This window comes from Paenibacillus sp. PK4536 (assembly GCF_028594455.2).
Classification (GTDB): domain Bacteria; phylum Bacillota; class Bacilli; order Paenibacillales; family Paenibacillaceae; genus Saccharibacillus; species Saccharibacillus nuruki.
In genome coordinates, this window is record NZ_CP126313.1 from 1,122,789 (window position 1) to 1,141,511 (window position 18,723).

At 38.6% G+C, this 18,723-nt stretch carries 19 protein-coding genes; 1 reads left to right on the forward strand and 18 read right to left on the reverse strand.

Going from position 1 to position 18,723, the window contains the following annotated elements; all coding sequences use genetic code 11:
• Positions 1-36: 36 nt before the first annotated feature.
• The 3 genes from PO903_RS05230 to PO903_RS05240 form a co-directional block, all read right to left on the reverse strand.
• Entirely contained in the window at positions 37-267 is a 231-nt protein-coding gene (locus PO903_RS05230; protein WP_273592819.1) for an RHS repeat domain-containing protein, read from the reverse strand.
• 534 nt (positions 268-801) lie between these two features.
• The gene (locus tag PO903_RS05235) at positions 802-1,296 is read right to left on the reverse strand and encodes a hypothetical protein (RefSeq protein ID WP_273592820.1); all 495 of its coding nucleotides are present in this window, start codon (positions 1,294-1,296) and stop codon (positions 802-804) included.
• 13 nt (positions 1,297-1,309) lie between these two features.
• On the reverse strand, positions 1,310-1,597 hold the full coding sequence (locus tag PO903_RS05240) for a hypothetical protein (protein WP_273592821.1): 288 nt from the start codon (positions 1,595-1,597) through the stop codon (positions 1,310-1,312).
• Between the two features lie 101 nt (positions 1,598-1,698).
• On the opposite strand from PO903_RS05240, the gene PO903_RS05245 reads away from it, so the two are divergent.
• Complete coding sequence (locus PO903_RS05245; RefSeq protein WP_273592822.1) at positions 1,699-1,998, forward strand: hypothetical protein; 300 nt, start codon at positions 1,699-1,701, stop codon at positions 1,996-1,998.
• Here PO903_RS05245 and PO903_RS05250 read toward each other — a convergent pair.
• The 15 genes from PO903_RS05250 to PO903_RS05320 all read right to left on the reverse strand — a co-directional run bounded on the left by PO903_RS05250 (position 1,941) and on the right by PO903_RS05320 (position 18,695).
• The gene (locus PO903_RS05250) at positions 1,941-2,180 is read right to left on the reverse strand and encodes a hypothetical protein (RefSeq protein ID WP_273592823.1); all 240 of its coding nucleotides are present in this window, start codon (positions 2,178-2,180) and stop codon (positions 1,941-1,943) included. The two genes, PO903_RS05245 and PO903_RS05250, sit on opposite strands and share 58 nt — an antisense overlap.
• The gene (locus tag PO903_RS05255) at positions 2,132-2,602 is read right to left on the reverse strand and encodes a VOC family protein (RefSeq protein WP_273592824.1); all 471 of its coding nucleotides are present in this window, start codon (positions 2,600-2,602) and stop codon (positions 2,132-2,134) included. The genes PO903_RS05250 and PO903_RS05255 overlap by 49 nt, the downstream gene beginning before the upstream one ends.
• Before the next feature lie 332 nt (positions 2,603-2,934).
• Positions 2,935-4,587 (reverse strand): rhamnogalacturonan lyase B N-terminal domain-containing protein, encoded by a 1,653-nt coding sequence (locus PO903_RS05260; protein WP_273592825.1) that lies wholly within the window; start codon positions 4,585-4,587, stop codon positions 2,935-2,937.
• 369 nt (positions 4,588-4,956) lie between these two features.
• Positions 4,957-5,853 (reverse strand): ABC transporter substrate-binding protein, encoded by an 897-nt coding sequence (locus tag PO903_RS05265; protein ID WP_273592826.1) that lies wholly within the window; start codon positions 5,851-5,853, stop codon positions 4,957-4,959.
• A 257-nt stretch (positions 5,854-6,110) separates the two neighbouring features.
• Positions 6,111-6,356 carry a hypothetical protein gene (locus PO903_RS05270; protein WP_069326452.1) on the reverse strand — a complete coding sequence of 82 codons (246 nt, stop codon included), beginning with the start codon at positions 6,354-6,356 and terminating at the stop codon, positions 6,111-6,113.
• Positions 6,357-6,452: 96 nt separating this feature from the next.
• Positions 6,453-7,016, reverse strand: a complete 564-nt coding sequence (locus PO903_RS05275; protein WP_273592827.1) for a HupE/UreJ family protein — start codon at positions 7,014-7,016, stop codon at positions 6,453-6,455.
• On the reverse strand, positions 7,009-8,211 hold the full coding sequence (locus tag PO903_RS05280; protein WP_273592828.1) for a hypothetical protein: 1,203 nt from the start codon (positions 8,209-8,211) through the stop codon (positions 7,009-7,011). The genes PO903_RS05275 and PO903_RS05280 overlap by 8 nt, the downstream gene beginning before the upstream one ends.
• Before the next feature lie 244 nt (positions 8,212-8,455).
• Positions 8,456-9,058, reverse strand: a complete 603-nt coding sequence (locus PO903_RS05285; RefSeq protein ID WP_273592829.1) for a TetR/AcrR family transcriptional regulator — start codon at positions 9,056-9,058, stop codon at positions 8,456-8,458.
• 239 nt (positions 9,059-9,297) lie between these two features.
• Positions 9,298-10,806 carry an efflux RND transporter periplasmic adaptor subunit gene (locus PO903_RS05290; protein ID WP_273592830.1) on the reverse strand — a complete coding sequence of 503 codons (1,509 nt, stop codon included), beginning with the start codon at positions 10,804-10,806 and terminating at the stop codon, positions 9,298-9,300.
• Positions 10,807-10,857: 51 nt separating this feature from the next.
• On the reverse strand, positions 10,858-12,396 hold the full coding sequence (locus tag PO903_RS05295) for a DHA2 family efflux MFS transporter permease subunit (RefSeq protein WP_273592831.1): 1,539 nt from the start codon (positions 12,394-12,396) through the stop codon (positions 10,858-10,860).
• 14 nt (positions 12,397-12,410) lie between these two features.
• Positions 12,411-13,064 carry an HlyD family secretion protein gene (locus PO903_RS05300; RefSeq protein ID WP_069326446.1) on the reverse strand — a complete coding sequence of 218 codons (654 nt, stop codon included), beginning with the start codon at positions 13,062-13,064 and terminating at the stop codon, positions 12,411-12,413.
• Positions 13,065-13,153: 89 nt separating this feature from the next.
• Positions 13,154-13,696: a PadR family transcriptional regulator gene (locus tag PO903_RS05305; RefSeq protein ID WP_069326445.1), complete on the reverse strand. Its 543-nt coding sequence runs from the start codon at positions 13,694-13,696 to the stop codon at positions 13,154-13,156.
• Between the two features lie 292 nt (positions 13,697-13,988).
• A complete protein-coding gene (locus PO903_RS05310) occupies positions 13,989-15,917 on the reverse strand; it encodes a PTS fructose transporter subunit IIABC (protein ID WP_273592832.1) in 1,929 nt (642 codons plus the stop codon).
• A gap of 15 nt (positions 15,918-15,932) precedes the next feature.
• Positions 15,933-16,811 (reverse strand): ketose-bisphosphate aldolase, encoded by an 879-nt coding sequence (locus tag PO903_RS05315; protein ID WP_069326443.1) that lies wholly within the window; start codon positions 16,809-16,811, stop codon positions 15,933-15,935.
• A gap of 18 nt (positions 16,812-16,829) precedes the next feature.
• Positions 16,830-18,695 carry a BglG family transcription antiterminator gene (locus PO903_RS05320; RefSeq protein ID WP_069326442.1) on the reverse strand — a complete coding sequence of 622 codons (1,866 nt, stop codon included), beginning with the start codon at positions 18,693-18,695 and terminating at the stop codon, positions 16,830-16,832.
• Positions 18,696-18,723: the final 28 nt, after the last annotated feature.

Genomic DNA, 18,723 nt, shown 5'->3' on the forward strand with positions numbered 1-18,723 from the left:
TTTTGAACTTTTGTTCGTTTACTTCAGCTTACAATATTATTTTGCTACTGTAGTCTTCGTTACTGAACGTTTTAACAAATTACCATTTTTGTCATACGTAAATGTAATTTTATACCCAGACAGTGTGATCGATTGCAAACGACCACTATTATCATATTGATAACTTTTTGCACTAGCGGCTTCTGTTGCTATAGGCGAAAATATCAACCCGGCAATAACTAACGAACAGATTCCCATTTTTGTTATCGTTTTATAGATATTTCTCAATGTTCTCCACTCCTTTCTTCGGCATTTTAAAATTCTGTACCGTTCTTTAATTAAATTATTATTCATAACGAATAACTCTATTATATGTAAATTGTTTGTCATAGTCTGTCGATATTTGTAATTTAATAAATTATTTTGTTTTATTTAATAAAATTAGGTATAAAGAATTAGTTCTATAAAAAGGTACCCTACTTAGGCATGTAATAATATGGAATTGATATACATTATTAATAAGCACAAAGCCACCCTATATTATAAGAGTGGCTTTTTTAAAAATTTTTATTACACAGAAATTAACTACTATATTGAAAATAACATCTGTGAAGCAGATTTTTAATCGACTAGAAATAGTTTGGCTCCCATTATGGTAGGAGAACCATGCATTTCTGTTTTATAAGCTAACTGATCGCTCATTTCTAACATTAATTCAAATGTCTTTCTATCTTCTAGCAAGGCATCCAGTTATTCTTCCAGCACTAATAGCACATGTCCCCAATAACACCAGTAATCTGCGACATACTTAACGATGTTATGCTAGAGTTCGTCAATAAAATATCCATAACTGTACCAAGAATCATCTTTTTGAGCAAACATAGATTGAATAGTAGCAACAGGATCGCCAAAATCTTTATGTAATTTTTTTAAAACATCTCTCCACTTTTGGGCTTCAAATACATCGTTAACAAAGTCATATTCACTAGGTAGATAAATAGCATATGGAGATATGTTTCTCAATCTAGAACAGAACTCTCTTAATTGTTGGGTTATCTTTTCATCAAGCAAAAATAACTTCCAATTTATTAAATGATCATACTCCAAAAGATATTTACCTATGATCAATTCCTGACCATGAGATCCAATCAACTTTATATATCCAAAAAAATAGTAATTTTCTAAAAGACTCATATTCTCATTATCTATGTACCAATACCACTGCTTATTTTTATCAGTTTCAAATATATGGTTTATTACCTTAATTAAATCTTCTGTATCCATATGTTCACGATTAAAAATAGCTGTAAAGTTCATATATGTAATCTCCTTAAAAAGAATTTGTAGATACCAGCAATTGCTTCACTTTAGGCAACATGTTCTCTAACATGGAACTATCAAACCACTCTATTTCTTTCAATAGTTCAACAGCTATCTCAAATTGCTCATAAGCATATAGAATGTCTGCTTGCTGATAAATATTATTTTTATGTATTAGATCATCTATGATTTGAAAGCAAGTTACTTCTACATCGTCAACCTTCATATCTTCAAATAATTCTTGGCAATCTTTCAATTCTTGTATTTCATTTATAGAGAATAGTATTTGTATCAGCAAATCTCCTTGTTTAAATTCTTTATTTAATATTTTAGAATTATAATGGGATCTTTTATAATATAGGGATTATCAGAACTTTAATTCCAAAGGAGAGTTCAACGATGCAATTTACAGTGAATGCTACGCTAATTATCGAAATTGAAGATGTTGAGGCGATGTGTTGTTATCGGGATCGAGATGGGGATACGTTTGAAGATTCATTACGATTTGAAATCCAATTACAAGAATTGATTCTGTCTCCAGATTGCATAGTAGATATTCAATTTCCAGCTGATATCTTTATTGATCCCTACTATGAATCTGAAAAAATCATACAAGCCGTCCATTATGTTATTGAAGAAATTCACACTTCCTTGCTAAACGCTTCAAAATCTCCTATCGCTTCACATTTTTCTAAATAGGCTAACTCTGCATTTGCGTCTTCATCGTCGATCTCTAACAAATATAACTGAGTCGCTTCTAAGCCAGCACCGCATAACAACTGCACATCAATCATAAAAAATGCATCCATATTCAGATGCTTGGCTTGCCAGATCAATCTTGTGTCTTCGATCTGCCATGAAGCGTCTCCCATTCTTCCCACGACATAATTTCCAAATCTGCTCTCGGCTGATCCTCCAACATCGCTAACAACTCCACCGAATGACCATCTGGATCTTGGAAATAAATAGACACAGCTGGCATAAACGGAAAGACAGATAACTGCTCTGCGCTTTCTCCAAAAAAATTCGTCGTCGCAATCCCTAACCCTTCCAAATAGCTACGTGCTTGAGGCATATCTTCTAACGCAATGCGAAAAGCAAAATGCTGACGTTGGATAAGCGATGACGGATAATTTTCCCGAATCCCAAGCATCGATTCCCCGGGCTTCCCTACCCAATAGAACTTCGATTTGCGAAAAGGATCATGATGTAGTGGAATAATATGTAATAACTTCTCGTAAAATTCTGCTGATTTTTTGTAGTCACTGACATTAATATGCGTTTCAAAAATCCCTTGAATCATCTGAAAATCTCCTCTCGATATAAACAAATATTACAGATGTGATGTATTAGCAAAATCGATTAATTTAAATTGACCGTATAGTATGCAAGCAAGCAAGCTCATTATTGTATTCTTAATCATCTTTTTTTACATATCTGCTTGTAGTGTAAATAATAATATAGATCAAGCATCAACTTCAAATAAATATAAGTCACAACAGGAATGAAATACATATAATAACGAAATTCTATCTAATATTGTATATCATCAAAAAGAGGCTTCAAGTTCCACTGCGAACTTAAAGCCTCTTTTTGATCGTTAATACATCTCTTTCTATATCTTAATTCAACTTCTCAATTGAGCAACTCTACCGCATCATACACCCACCCTGCACTAAGCCAATTTCCAAGATCACTGGAACCGCTAATCGGAGTGATCGAGATCGTATTCGTGCCTGCCACTAGAGCAGAAGCAGGAATCGTCCATGAAAATGTGGTGTTGTTGCCACGATATGTTCCAATCGTAAAGCTACGTGAATTCGGTTGTGTCGATGCTGCGGGATTACTTAATATTGTGTTGTTCACAGTCACACTAGGGCGACCATTATTATATGCGGCAGTGATTCCAATATTCAGCACATGTGGTAAAGATGCTTGAGCCGCTGTCAGAGTAAATGTAATTTTAGTCGGTGAATTTTGCCCTCTGAATTGAATGGCAGGGAATTTGTTGGTTGCACCACCGACCGCATACGTCACAGGGCCCCAACTTGCATTACGGCTATCCGATGGATGACGAACAGCAATCGTCTGTCCATTCAGAAACTCTAGCGGTGTGCCATCCCATGTGCCTATACGCCATAATGCTGGTTTGCTTGCAGGATCACCTGAAATTGTTCTTGTATTGATCGTTGTTGTGTTACCTGCGGTGACATTGACACTTTCTTTATACACGCCTAACTCGCCTTTGTAGACGGTCATCGTATACGTTCCGGGAATCATATCACGGCGAACTGCCGCTCCACTCGACGATGCGGTTGTCCAGTATTGAGCATTATCATTTGCAAATCCGATCGTATACGTCGAACCGCTCACCATACCCGATAATCCGTTTAATACAACAGCTCCACGACTGGATACCCAACCTGCTAATCCCAGTCCAGACATCCAGCTAAAGTCCGGTACACTTGGCGTTGAGCCTGTAGTAAAGATCAGCGCATACGGACCATGCAGACCAAGCCGCCAATCTTCGGTCTGCTCATGACCGGAGTTCATATAATTGTAGACTTCAGTATCTCCACCGCTCTGAAATTGAATATCCCGGAAAAAAGGTCCTCCTGAACTTTTCTCCCGATTACCATACGCCATAAAGACACCTACACCGTTACCAGTCACTCCACGCACACTCAAGTCTTTGGCTTGATCGTTGCCATAATATTTGGATACCGTCTGACCGTTGGATAATCCAAATACATCCTGACTTTCAATCGCCCCTGTATTATTGCGGATATTGGAATGTGCAGGAACACCGGTCAGTACACTTCCGTTACCTCTGAAAATATAACGCAGTTCGCCAACCGAAGGCTCTGCTGTTATGTACGTCGCCATATAGATAATATTTTCGCCACTACGGGACACATAATAATGAGTTAATGTGCTTGTCTTGGTGATGATCGTTACTGTAGAACCTGATGGAGATGTATTCCATGTCACATCTGCCCCTGATCCCAGACCTGAACTAATATGAGAACCTTTGCCTGCTGAACTACTGAGTTCGATTCCATTCATTTTGCTAGATGTGATATCTCCATTGTCTTTGTTCACCGTATAGACTAGACCTGCACCTGTATTTACAATAATCGTTGATCCATTATCTGTTACACCGATCGCCGCGGCATGCCCGGTGTAAGCAGGAAATACACTCGATACTCCTACTAATACGATGACAACAACTAACGTCAACCACTGATGCCATCCCCAATGTCTTGATTGTAATTCAACTTTGGACATAATTATTATCCCTCCATCATTTGAGTTGAAGTTATTTTGGTAACGCTTACAAAATACTGAACGACAGGACATTACTTTTCGGAGATGATGTTTAGTGATTATGATTTATTAGTATAATAAGGAATAAAAAGTAATTTTCTATATACTACATGAAGTTAATATTCTTTTGAATGGATTTTCGGAATTGTTATACGGTAACTCTGTTTTTTCATCTGCTTTGTACTCATCATGTTAAATACAAAAAAAGCCTTCATGCTTACAACGAAGGCTTTTCTGTGTATAGATAATGTACGACTTGTATAGCTGTTCTTGTATAACTGATGATTTGATGTCTACTTATTGTGAATCTATTATCTGTTTAAAAATAAATTATTTTTCACTTAGCAGCTTCTCTAATTGTTCTAATGCCTGCAAATTACCTGAAGCTGAATAATCTAGCCACGGTTGCTCTGTGATCATATATACTTTTTGATTTTTCACAGCTTTGAGCCCTAGCCAGATCGGGTCGGATTGTAGCTTTTCAAATACTTGATCGCTGCCTTCATCGACAGAAGATACCAGTACAAAGATAGCATCTGCATCCAAATCAGGTAGGATTTCTTTGGAGATATTTTCCCAGTTTTTATCGATTTTTGTGACATCTGGAGAAGGGTTTAATTTCAAATCTTCGAATAAAATAGGGCCCAGCGGACGATCCATACCATAGATACGGAATCCTTTAGCAGATACACGCATCGCTAACACTTTGCCATTGCCGATTTCTTTTTGAAATAATGCAGATACTTCTTTGGCTTTGGCATCGTACGCTGTAATAAATGACTCTGCATTGTCTGTGCGATCTACGATTTGGGCAATAGCACGTAAATGATCTTGCCATCTTCCTTCATCTAAATTAATGACATGGGTGGTAGCAATCTGCTCCAATTTATCCAGTCCAAGCTTATCTGCAAATTCAGCATCGATAAAAATCTCGTCCGGTTGTAGTTCAATTAATGCTTCCATGTCCGGTTCTTTAGTAAACCCTAAATACTGTATCCCTTGATATTGTTCACCTGTAATCGGTAAATAATCGCTTGTTGTCGTTGCCGCAGGTTTGATGCCTAATGCCATCAGATCCCCTGTTAGAAAAATAGAAATTGACGCTATCTTTTTGTTCTCTGTAGTTTCCGTCGTGCTTGTTGTTTCAGTGACTGCTGGTGTTGACCCGCAAGCACTTAACACCCATATCATACAGATTCCTAATGTGATCCCTATCCACTTTTTCATACATAACCCCTCTATCCATTGATTTCTCTCTCTGTGGAACGATTGACATATGTATCTCTATGTATGTTCAATCGGTTCAACAGTAACTATATTCTCATTACTCAATTGATAATTATTATCAATTAGATTGAATTTTATAGTAGCTACTATACGTTGTCAATGGAAATAATCGTTACAATGTAACACCATACATATCATAATAATTTTTCAAACTCTTCTGGGCTCTGATCGAAAATATGTAAAGATCCCCTTTTAATTTATTTCTTACTCAGTAAATATGTCCCCAATAGCACTACAACTAAAATAGCAGGTATCCGTATCTCATGAGGTAAAAACTTGGTCATCCATAGAGCAGTAAATATAGTGGATATCGCTAAATACCCTACCCATTCTGTAGCATGAATATTCTTTTTATTGAGAAATATGTTTATATATCCGATGGGAGGTACAACAATCGATAACACAATAATAACCATCGGTCGCAAGTACCATTTTGTTTTCATTACTCCTCCACTAACTTACTGTTAAATTTATTTCATAATACCTCTAAAACCATTACTTTAACTATACTATCTGTTATCTCAAATAGGGTCTATTTTTCAAAACAAAATCAGTTTTAACCCTATGACTAAAATCACTACACCTATCAACCTTAATCGAATAGCCCCTTTAGGTTCTTCCAAAATAACCAAACCTCCGACAGCTCCGATCACATGTAAGCCAATTGTTGTGATCAGGAATCCTATAATGTATACTGCTGGACTCAGCAATTGAGGAATTTCAAGACCATGCGCATAACCGTGTGCAAATCCAAAAAGAGCAACTCCACCACTAGCAATCCATACCGATTGTTGACGATTCCAGACGATCGCTAAGCCTAGCAAACATACCGAACAAGCGATATAGACTTCTAGATGTGTCCATAACCATCCTTCTAATTCAACCACTCCACCTAACGTCATCATCAATACAAAGCAAGAAGGCACGATATAGATTGCTCGTCCTCCAATCTGCGCACTCCATACACCAACAGCTAGCATAGCGACCAGATGATCCACTCCTGTTAAAGGATGCAAAAAACCACTACCACCAAATCCATGGGCTTCTACAATACCTGCTGGCAACCATCCTAGTATAAGGACACATATAAACATCCTAATCATGTACAATCATCTCTTTTTGCTTGCGATGATCTTTTACAATCACAATCAGACTTAGAATCGCAGGAATCATCGGAAATAGAGCTGTATACATGCCTGAAAAATATTCATATCCTACGCCTTCTTGTACCATCCGTACGATAGGAAATACAAGCAAATGGGTAGGTTCTCCCAGAATCATACCGACAATCATAAACCACAAAATAAAATTACCAAACGCTTGTCTTTTCCACAGACTGTAAGCCCCCAATACCCAGAAGAAAGGGCCAATAAAAGTAATCAAATAATCGAAATCTTGATCAGACCATGTCTGGCCAGTAATTGAAGCTATTCCTTGATTAAAATGAGTCAACACTTCTTCTCCCACATGAATATAAAAGAGCGCTTGTAACAATAAATACAGCGGTACTAATGTATACGGATCAGCCGGTAAATTCGCAGTTGTTTTGCGCCAACAGATCAATCCACCCATCATAGAGCCGATGATTACACCGACAGGTAATAAGCTACCGGTTTGTGCATAAAAAGTTATTCCATAGATCGCAATACAAGTTACGATTAAGATCGTCCATAGATTTTTTTTACGTCGACTTAACGGTTGTATCGGTTTATGCGGTATCACTTGATCTTGTGGTCGAATAAGCTTCAGTATTCCCGTACCGCCTAGATAAAATAACAACATCGCTACCCAGACTCCACCGAGATAATGATGTGCATATAACGAATAATTTCCTAATTCTACGACGAGTTGAATAATAGATTCGACAGCGACATAACCATATCCCCACCAGGCAAAAAATGCACCTACACGATATCCTTTGCTTAAAAAGTAACCACCCAATAACAAAATAACAATCGGTAAGCTCACCATCCAGACAAACCAATTCGTATGACTCATTACAAAATCTTGAGCAAATCCAGCGGAATAATGTATAGCTATAAAACTTGCATATTTAGATGTATAACGGAAAGTATTCAGTGCAATCAACAAGACAATACAGATGATATAGACAGGTAATAGCGAATCGATACGAGGTACAGCACGATACGAATAGGTTAACCATCCAATTAGAGCAAGTACAGTCACCAATGTATATTCTGCACCTATTCCCCATCCCACATGAATCAGTAATAGAACTGACAACGTAATCGATATTGAGATAACGATCAACAGACTTTTAGTATTCGAATTGTCCATTTTTATGACCTGCTTTCTTTGATATTGGATATATCTCGTACAAATAAACAACATGTTGTTGCTTAAATTGTAACAATCTGGCGTTCATATTCAACAAACAATAAAACCAGAATCGTTGCTTAACCTACACTATTTCGTATAGTGATGGCTATCTCTCGGATAACGCACAATACAGCCTATACTGACGATAAACAACACAAAAAAGCCACTCCATCTATAGGAGTGACTGCTGTTTGGAAGATGATCAGATCGAAGTTTTTTGTAACGTTTGTAAAGGGCCTTGTACAAACAAATAAGCCATTTGTGTAGCCATAAATGCTGCTGAATAGGGCATCACACCTGTTAACCATTGTGTAATCAATCCTACATTGGCTGTCGCCACATAGGTAATCGCTATATCTTGAGTGATCTGTTGCTGAGGATCAGAGGAGAAATGTTGCCCGATCACTTCATTGAGATTGGCTTTGATAAGCTGGATAAGCTGAGATTGAAAAGAAGGTAACCCTTTATCACCAAGCATCACTTTAAAATAAGGCCGATGCTGAGAAATAATCGTAAGCACACGTAAAAATAAAGCTTCTAACGAATGAATATCTAAGTTTACTTTTTTCATTTCTTTTAATTTCACTTCAGCTTGGAGTGAAGTGAGCATATCCGTCATACTTTGATCCAATAGATCGTATTTATCTCGATAATGCTGGTAAAAGGTAGCCCGATTAATTCCTGCTTCTCGTGTCAGACTTTGCACTGTTATCGCATCAAATCCTACCTGTTCGATCAGCTTGATTAATGCTTCTCGTAACCAACTTTGTGTGCGTACGACACGTAGATCATTAACATTCACCATATCTATTCACCATCCTTGGTGTTTAAGTGGAGTCGTTGACATATGGATTATCTTAAATGTAGACATCGACTCCTTCATATCATATCTCTAATGTACACTTATTAGAAAAGAGAATGAAATACAAGCCACTCCCGCAAATGCACTTCATATACTTACACAACAAAACTTACACGAAAAAAACCGCTCTACAAAATCATAGAGCGGTTTTTAGTATAAATTAATATATTATGCTGAATCATTTAATCTGCACTTACCGTAACGGTACTCTGATCACTAAGTAACGCTATATTGTTCTGAATGACTTTATCGCCATCTTTCAATCCGCTGGTAATCAATGTCTGCGAGCCCATTTCACTACCTACTTTTACTTCTTTACGGATGGCCTTATTATTGACAGCCACATAGACATAAGAGGTTTTTCCGTCTTTTTGAATCGCTTTGGTCGGCACAATTATACCTTCTTTGGCATCGTTGCCGATAAAGCTGACATCTGCAAGCATACCCGGTTTGAGTTTATTGTCTGCATTAGATACAGCCACTTGGACCGGATAACCATTTCCACTGCTATCGATAGAGTTAATATTTTTCACTTTACCTGTCGTTAAAATGTTCGATGAATTGACTCGTACCTGTACACGATCGCCTGCTTGAATATTATTGATTTGATCTGCTGGTACATAGATCAGCATATTCACCGTACTGAGATTTGCGATCACAAGTGAAGGTGCGGAAGGAGCAACCATTTCACCCGTTTCAGCATTTTTAGTTGTAATAATGCCATTAATTGGCGAAGTGACAACAGCATTTTTAAGATTATCTTGAGCGATATTGACATTCAAGCGAGCTTGAGCTACTTTTTGCTCACTAGCTGATATGCCTGCTGTACTTTGAGCAACATCTAGCTGGCGCTGAGCATTGCTGTAACCGCTATTGGCATTTTCATAACTGTTTGTAGCATTCTGATAGGCACTTTGTGCAGTCGATAATCCTTTTTGCGCTGTACCTAGCGCATTTTGAGCGCCCACTAATTGTTCTTCTGCATTCGCTTTAGTATTTAGAGCATTTTGATACGCCGTTTGCGCTGTAATTACCGCTGCATTAACCTGCTCCAATTCAGCTTGTGTAGCTAGACCACTGTTAAATAACGATTGTGTACGTGATGCTGTTTTTTGTGCATTGGTTACATTTTCTTGTGTTTGTCTAATGGTATTCGTAGCTGTAGAAATAGCCGTTTGCGCTTGTTTGAGTGCAGTCTGCGCTTGATTTACCCCTGCTTGTGCTTGGTTCATCCCCCCAGTCGCTTGATCGATTGCGCTTTTGGAAGAAATCACACCGCCTTTTGAACTCACTACACCTGAATTGGCAGAGACCATACCGGATTCACGCGAATCTTTAGCAGTTGTAACACCTGCCGCCGCCGCTTCTACATTCGATTGAGCGATCTTCAGATTATTGCGTAGATCATCGTCTTCTAACTTGAAAAGAACCTGACCTTTTTTCACTTCTGTCCCAATATCAACCGAGATGGCTGACACTTTACCGGATATTTTGGGCATAATATTGACGGTAGCTGATGGCGTTACTGTGCCTGTATAGATTTCGCCTTGTCCGATCATGCCTGTTTGCGCCTGACTGACTTTGACCGTGACATTCATATCTTGAACAGCTTCACTACTGGAACAACCTGCTAAAATAACCGTACTTAATAATAGCGCTGTTGCTGTAACTTCCCACTTTTTGATGTTCATCGTTTCTTTCCTTTCTAGAGAACGGTTCTGTCTATATGGATAGGTGAGGCTTTAAGCTTTGGACAAAATCACTTCTTCTTTCGCTGGTTTGGGCTTACGTTTGCTAATAAATAATAAGATTAATGGAATCGAGCAAAATAGTGGAATCGATGAGATCACAAAAGTATCTGCAATCCCTCGCGAATACGCATCCAGTGAAATCATGCCTGTTAACGAAGAGACCCATGAGCTACCGAGTGTCGATTGCAAGGTCTGAGCGCCATCTGCTGTGATCGATTCTGCAATATGTTGACCGTGTAAAGCGGTTCGACTTTGCATAATAAATGTTAAAATGGCAATCGCAATAGAACCTGCAATCGTCCGAATCAGATTGGATGCCGCCGAAGCATTGGCTACTTTTTCCGGTGCTACCGCATTCATCCCTACTGTAGATAAAGGCATGAGACACATACCGATTCCGATGCCACGTAGAACGGTGACCATCTCGAACCAAGTCCGAGAAGTCTGTGGAGATAGGCTGTACATATGGAAAGTCATCAGACTGGTTAACGTTAAGCCCACCAGACCTATTGGAACAATGCCTATCTTATCCAGTAGCTTCCCTGCAAATGGCATCACTATCGCCATCGCTAACGCTTGAGGAAGTAAGATTAAGCCTGTATCGATTGCCGAGTAAGACTGTACACTTTGCAAAAAGACAGGTGCCAAAAATGTTCCGCCATACATTCCCATCATGACAAAGCTAGACGTAATCACACTAATCGTAAATTTATAATTTTTGAATAAAGATACATCGATAACAGCATTGTCTTTGCCCCATTCGACCACGATCAAAAAGATTAATGACCAGACCGAGATAAACAGTAATCCGACTATTTCAAAAGATGTCCATCCTTTTGATGAACCATTCGATAGAGCATACAATAAAGTTCCTGCACATGTTCCTGCCAGTATAAATCCCAAAATATCGAACTTAATCGGTTCACTTTTGGGTGGTTCTTTGATCAATAACATGACCATGAGAATAGCGAATAATGCAATCGGTACACAAGCGATAAAGAGGAAACGCCAGTTAAACCATTCGATCAAGTATCCGCTTAGTGTAGGGCCTATCGCTGGAGCCGCCATGGCTGAAATCCCCCAGATCCCGATTGCCATACCAACTTGCTCACGCGGAATAATTTTATAAATAATCGTCATACTCAGTGGAATAATAACGCCGCCACCAAGACCAGCAATAATACGAGCAATAATCAACGACATATCATTCCATGCGAAAATACAAAAAGCGATTCCTAGCGTAAACAGGGCTAATGCACCAATTAAGAACTTTTTGTAGCCTACTTTGCGTTCCATAAATCCTGTAATTGGCACGATAATACCTGACGCTAATGTATAGCCGGTGATGACCCATTGAATCCGGGTTGTGGTTGAGCCTAGATCGGTCGTTAATTGCGGAATCGCTACATTGATCAGGCTGTTATTTAGTACAGCGATAAAAGCACCAAGAACAATAGCGAAGAAAGCAAGCCAGCGTTCTTTGGAAGAGGTATCCAAGGAAGGAGCAGCAGCCATTTCATTAGAAGCCACATCGACTCCCCCTTTTACTGTGTATAGATTTTAATTTCAACATTGGTTCCGGGAATCAGTGTCATGCCGTCCGGTACATTCAATGCTATTTCAACAGGGATTCGTTGGGTCACTTTGTTAAAGTTACCACTGGTATTGGTAGCAGGAATCGCAGAAAATACAGCATTCGAAGCTTGTCCAATTTTGCGAATTTTGCCTTGTATCGTGGCTCCTTCAATCGCATCAAGCGTAATATCAACCCTTGCACCTAACTTAATCCGGCTGATATCTGTTTCTTCGATATTGGTGGATACATATAGATTTTTCATATCTGCCATAATAGCGATCGCTGTACTCGGTGATCCCATTTCTCGTTCTTTGGATTGTACTTTGAGCACCGTACCGTCAATAGGGGCACGTACCACTGATTTACTAATATCACTTGCTTCTAGACCAGATACATCTTGTTCAGCGATCGGTTCATTCTTTTTAAGAATATCGCCTTCTTCGACATCAATATGATCTAATCGAGCAGTCAGCTGAGGCATCACTTTATACTGATCTGCACTGATTCGAGCATCATCTGTTTTGACGAAATGACTTCCTTGATACCAGTAGTAATAGCCCAGTGCACTACCACTTACGACCAGTAGTACCAGTAAAATAATTAAAATAATCTTCTTCTTCACTTACTCCACCTCAGCAGTCTAAAAGTTGGGAATCCCTATTCAAAATCATCGCGATCTGTACTCATCTCTGCTTTAGAGCATGTAATACATCAAGAACGATGTTTTTCAAGTAACGATAGTAATTGTTTAAATGCTTTTAATTCGACTTTCTTTTTATCCAATGTATATGCACCCATAAAATCAACCATCTCGTGTTGATCAGGATCGACATAGTCAGGCAAAGGATGATATGAATTTGTTTGTAAATAGTCTATTCGCTTCTCCAAATTTTCGATGGTTTCCAATGTCGAATAGATCAGTTTGTTCACATCTACAAGCTGAATAAACAACAGCGAAGCAAATAAAGAACGAACATCTTCAGGATTTTTAAAGCTTTTATAAATCATTTCTTTTAAATGTTCTTTCCCTTTTTCAGTAATCGTATAATTTGTTTTTTCAGGACGATTATCATTTTGAATCGTATTCACTTTTTGAATATAGTCTTTCTTTTGCAATGCTTCGAAATTGTAGTACAAATTACCATCGGTGACCCGTACCAGACCTTCTGTGCCGTTATTAATAATTTTTTTGATATCATACGGGTGATAATCCTGATCATGAAGCTTTCCCAAAATAAAAATCTGTATAGACAATTAAAAGCATCTCCTTTGTTCCTATTCATTTATAACAGTGTATTTATCTATAGGTTTGATTCTATCGATGCTTTGCTTATCAAAAATTACTTTGCGTAGATTACTCTGTACAGAGTAATGAACAAGATTATCTTATGTAATTTTTTAAACGTTGTCAATGGTTTTCAAGATTTATGTAGGTATGTAATGTATTTTTATAAAATAAAGGTTATTTGCACGCCAAAAAGAGTAAAATCCTTTCAACATTCTGAAGGATTCTACTCTTTTTAAAATGTGACTATATAGTCTATTCTTATGCTGATTTCATAGTTGGTGCTAATTCACTTTTCTCTACTTCTGTTTGGTCATTGTTTTTCGATTGATAGACTGGCTTTTTTAACAAGCCAATGATACAAGCGGTAACGACAGAACCAACAGCAATACAGAGGATATAGAGCAATGGATTACTGGCTGCTATCGGAATCACGAAGATGCCTCCATGCGGAGCTTGTAGTGAAATACCTAGTGCCATACACATTCCGCCACCGATCGCTGCCCCAACAATGTTAGCAGGAATAATCCGTAATGGATCATTAGCGGCAAAAGGAATAGCGGCTTCGGTAATAAAAGAAGCTCCCATAATATAAGCGGCTTTGCCAGCATTGCGTTCTTCGATGGTAAATTTATTTTTGAACAATGTTGTTGCTAAGGCGATGCCTAACGGTGGAACCATACCTCCAACCATCAGAGCAGCTGACGGTTCAAAAATCTGATTGGCAAACATAGCGAGTCCAAAAGCAGATGCAGTTTTGTTAATCGGCCCACCCATATCCGATGCCATCATACCTGCAAGTAAAGCACCTAACAATATCGCATTCGTCCCTGTTAAGCTATTGAGCCATCCCTGTAACGATACGTTAATCCAAGCCATCGGTGTATTCACGACAAAGTACATAATAATCGCTGTTACAAATGAACCGACTAAAGGTAAAATCAACACAGGCGACAGACTTTGTAAGGAATCAGGAATCCCTCTCACTAATCGTTTGATCGCTAAAATACTATATCCTGCGATAAATCCTGCTAACATCCCGCCGAGGAAGCCTGAACCACCAAGTGTGGCAAGCATTCCGCCAATCATCCCCGGTGCTAGACCAGGACGATCTGCAATACTATAGGCAATATACCCTGCTAATACAGGAACCATTAGAGCAAAGGCTGCACTACCACCTGCTGTACTCAAAAAAGCAGCAAACGGATTATAATCAGGGCTTGTTGGATCAGCGGCATGAATACCGAACATAAATGAGAGCGCAATCAATATTCCGCCAGCGACGACGAATGGAATCATAAAGGAGACACCATTCATAATATGGCTGTAGATTTTAGGCTGTTTGAGACGTGTTTTTTCTTTTGCTTCTTTGAGGTTGGATTGACCACCATTTTGAGCGACACCTTTACCTGCTATCGCTTCTTCAATCAAATCTTTAGCATGATGAATACCGTTTTTGACCGACGTTTGAACCACTTTACGGTTACCGAAAACGCTCATATCGACTTTGACATCGGCGGCAACTACGATTCCATCTGCTTGCTCAATATCTTCCGCTGTTAATTCATTTTCGACACCTGTTGATCCGTTTGTCTGTACTTTGATCTGTACTCCCAATTCTTGAGCGGCATTTTTTAATGATTCTGCCGCCATAAAGGTATGAGCAATTCCTGTAGGACAACCAGTAACGCCGACGATTTTTTTGCCTGCATATTTTTTATCACTATGCAGAGCTGCTGTATCTTGTTGTTCGGCTTGTTCAAATAGGCGCACAATCTCTTCACGATCACGCGCCAGAATGAGCTTCGCTCTGAACAATTCATCCATCAAAAAAGTGGAGATTTTGGATAACGTCTGCAAATGTTCAGAAGACGAATGTTGATCAACAGCAATCATAAAAAACAGATTACATGATTCTGTGCTGTAATTAATACCGCTTAGTGATCGACCCATAATAATTGCGGGCGCTTTAACTCCTGCGGACTTGGCATGTGGAATAGCAATCCCGAAGCCCACTTCAGTCGGTACCTGTTCTTCACGCGCCCAGATATCTTTTTTAAATTGCTCAATATCGCTCAAATAGCCGTTATCGTTTAACTTTTGCGCTAATTCATCTATCAATTCTGCTTTGGTGGTAGCGGTGACATCCAATATGATATTTTCCGGTTGTAACACACTAGAAATCTTCATGATTGATCACTCCTCTTATAGCTCTCCCAATTTGTAAAGGGATGCTTTACCTGTTGATCCGAACAGATCCATTTTTTTCTTCACCAATTCTGTTGCCGCTTGAGTCGCTTCAGGCATTAAGAAATCAGGTTCATAGGCATTAGGATTCGCATCGAGTGTTTTTCTTAATTGATTGTAAAAGGCCCTCTTCATATCTGTAGATAAATTAATCTTAGCGATACCGTGCTTCACCGCTTCTCTGATTTCTTCATCTGGATTATCTGAACCACCATGTAAGACTAATGGAATTTTCACTTTTTCATGGATCTGTTGGAGTCGATCAATTTTGATCGAATGGTCTTTCGTTTGCGGATAGATACCGTGTGAAGTCCCTACCGCAACAGCCAATGTATCAATACCTGTCTGTTCTACAAAAATCGCCGCTTCATCAGGATTCGTATACAGAATCTCATCTGCTCCACCTTCAGAGCTACCTTCATTACTACCGATCGTACCCAGTTCACCTTCAACCGATACATCCACCAGATGTGCTAATTCTACAGCTTCTCGAGTAGCCGCAATATTTTCTTCAAAGGGTAAATGCGAAGCATCCATCATGACTGATGTATAGCCGTTACGAATCGAGCGTGTAATATCTTTGATGCTTGCTCCATGATCCAGATGAATCACAAACGGTACTTTCGATTTGGATGCGGCTTCACGTACATAAGCGACAAAACTATCTGTGACTAGATCAATTTCGTTCGGATGGATCTGCATAATCGCAGGTGAATTTTGTGCTTCTGCGGCATTGATGACCACTTTGACGAACTCACTATTTGCTACATTAAAAGAACCGACTGCAAATTTATTCTCATACGCCACTTTAAGTAAATCTCTCATATTTATTAACATTTGAATGCCTCCTAAGGGTTATTTGGAAGACCAGACTTCCAAAAATTCATCATAATTAGTGATTTTGAGTAGCTTTTCTGTCATATTGGTCTGCTTGAATACATCATAAATTTCTTCAAAAAATTTGGTGTTGTTCACCTTTTGATTTTTGGGTGGGATAAATAGAAAGATGATCTGCGCCATCTGATCGCCCCACAGTATTTTTTGCTTATTGATAGCGACCAGTACACGTAATTTTTTGTTATCTCCACAATCAAAGGGATGGGGCATCGCGACTAGATTTCCTATATTGGTACTCGACATTTTTTCCCGTTCCAGAATACTGGTATATAGATGTTGAATGTCTCCTAATTCTGTAAGGGTTTTCAATAAATCAGTAGGTTGATCTTCATCTAAGAAAAAGAGATCGTTTGGCGATAAATAATACTTCAATAATCCACGATTTAACTGGATCGAAATATTTTTCATATCTTCACTGGTAATCATTTCACTCACGACAATTATATTTTGAGCCTGTAATTGATGTTGTTCGGCGATCTCGCTTGTCGTAATAATGGTCTCGATTCCTTCAGGCAGAAGATGAATTTCATGATTAGCGAGCAGACTGTCGATTTTGATATTCGGAAAATACAGATTGATTTTGCGTTCTAATAGCTTGCCCACTAACGGGTTTTTGCCATAAATAATCGCTATTCGTTTGCGTGTTTCTTGAGAGTTCTCGATAATACCCATCACATGAAGCGTTAAATAACCGATTTCATTTTCCGGGATTTTGATATTTAAGCAAAATTGCAGTTCTTTCGCTAACACAACCGCAATATTATAAGCATTGGTGTATTCTGATTTTATTTGAGCAATAAAAGGATTTTCGACAGGAAAGTAATACTTTAACGGATATAAGGACTTGGTAATATGAGCAAGTAGTCGATCGAACAGTTCTTCATTTTTGTAACTGACAAATCCATATTGCTCTCCAACGTTCTGGATCACAGCTTTGATCTTCGCTTCGATCTCATTGGATTGCTCATGTTCGATGCCTTCATTTTTTTTCGGTAAAATCTGTAGTGCAATCAACAGATAACCTAGATACTGATACTCGTATTCATCAAATGGAGTCTTTAACTCCATGGTCAAACGGTTCAAAATAGAACGGGCGATACGTAATTCTTCAAAGCTTGTATGATCGAGACGCATATCTTGTGCTGCGATAGGCTGTCCGAGTTCAACCCGCTTGAGGCTAATCAGTACATTCACACAGATCGAAAATAATTCCTGTGAACTCAGTAGCAAATGATATCGTGCGACTTCTTCCTCGATACATGTATAGATAAAAGTAATCGCTGATTCATTAAACCAATCGCCAAAATAATACTGTAGCGCTTCATCCAACGACATGCGTTTGAGACAATCCGCAGTCACCAGCTTTTTGAGCAAAATCCGCTTTTCGACTTCGCTTCCTTTAAGCCGAATGCCTTGAAAAATAATCGCTTCGATCTCAATATTCTGCTTTTCTGCTTGAATGGTCTGCAACAATTTCTGTACATCTTTGCGAATCGTTTGTGTAGAAAAATAAAGATTTTTGGCTAAATCTTCATAAGTGATAAAGTCTGTCTGTGACAATAACGCTTTAATAATATGGAAAGCTCGCTCTTCATAATCATCTTCATTCTGATGGAGATTCGACAAGTCTCCGACAAGCTTGTATCCTTTGCGAGTGTTACCTGTGATAATCGCTTTATCTAAATAATTCTCGTTGATTTCTTTGATGTCATTGCGTATCGTTCTCGTCGTTACATCAAATAGATTAGCTAATTCGCTCCCACTCACAAAGTCATGCTCCGATTGTTTTAAATGCTCCAATAGCTTAATGTAACGTTTCCGCATTTGTTTTCCTCCTCGCATTTATACTAAT